Below are 1,473 nucleotides of genomic sequence, written 5' to 3'. Positions count from 1 at the left end.
GACGAAAAGCATCACAATACCATTGACAAGACCGTGATGGTTCTGCAGGACATTGTTAACAAGTGCCGGGCATCGTTAGCCGCCGACGTGCCGTCTATTGCAGAACTGCCAGCCATCAAGACTCCCCTGCCTGCACCGAGCTTCCCTGCACGAGTCAGTTCAAGAACCGGCCAAGGCGGTGATGCGAAAGTACAGCTGGCTGAATTCAGCCACGGTTTTGCCAAACTGACAGGCCAGAGCGTCAGTTATTTGAGTCAGGAACAGCTGAAGGCCGCACACCTGAGCGACCAACCGGTACAGGCAGTTGAACTCGAATCGGCCGTCTGTGAAGGCGGCAGTATTCTGTTTTCTCCTCCGAACCTGCCTGAAGCCCTGAGTTTTGAAAATCAACTGACCCTCACCTTTCCCGGACACAGTAAAGCGGTGGTTGAAGCATTGTTCAGGGAACTGGCAGAGTTGGGCATTGGTGGGGAGCGACCAGCTACCGCCGACCTGGAGGAGCAATGGCTGGACGCTCTGGCTGAATACCACGGCTGCCTTGGTGATATGAATCGTGCCGTGGCAGCGGATATCAATACGCCAGTAAACACCTGCAAAAAAGCGTTTCTTAAAGAATTGCTGAACTTCAATGACGAACAATTGCTCGATTGGGAAATCCATTGTCGTATTCGCGCAGGACGTCTGGTGTATTACCGCCCGGGGCTGCCCCATGGCATTGAGGACAACCCCGTCAGGCAGTTCTGCCCCGGGCACGAGTTAAACTTTTGTGCAGAGCGGCAACAGACCAGTGAACAGATTGTGATCAGCCTGAATAATGAAGCGGCTCTGAACTCCTTTGAACGACGAACTCAGATCGGGATAAAACCGCTTTGGCATATCACTGCCGAGGCTTCGGCACGCAGGATGAAATGCGACACCGAATATACATTTTCCCGAATCACGGAGGGGCTGGCGGATCATTCCAGGCATATAAATGATAGGGTCATGCACATGCGTTTGACTTCTGCAACACTGGGCCGTATGGATGCACAAATTTATAGAAACAACAGCCAATATACGGGGGATTACTTTGGTTTGGAGGCCTTCGCCCGTAATGAGAAAATCATTGCGCAGTCAACCGATGACTATCAAAGTGTGATTCAGCACGAGGAGTCACAGGAAACCCGTTTTTCCAAACCTTTATCTTTGCTTGACGAGCTGAACAAAATTGAGATCAGTTCTCCCGAAAAACAGCGGCAATTGCTCGGTACACTAAAGCAACGCTTCAGCCACTGGCCCGACGGGCGCCCGCTGGAACTGCTTTTTCAGCAGTCCTGTTCCCATGAGTCAACCCGTCAAGACAGCAAGGTTAACAAAGAAATCGAAGGACTCGTCAAGTACTGTGGTGAAGAGTGCAGAAAGTTGCTGCTTGAGCAAAACCCACATCTCTGGGAGGGCAAGCTGGATTCCCTGGATGGTCTTAAGCTGAACGGG

At 51.7% G+C, this 1,473-nt stretch carries 1 protein-coding gene; it reads left to right on the top strand.

Translation table 11 applies throughout. The features are described 5' to 3' along the window. On the top strand, window positions 1-1,473 hold a 1,473-nt coding region (locus KDK18_RS01950; protein WP_257252806.1), incomplete at both ends, for a hypothetical protein.

The organism is Endozoicomonas sp. SESOKO3 (assembly GCF_024606255.1).
The sequence above is the reverse complement of the archived record's forward strand: the minus strand, read 5'-3'. Positions and strand labels throughout refer to the sequence as shown.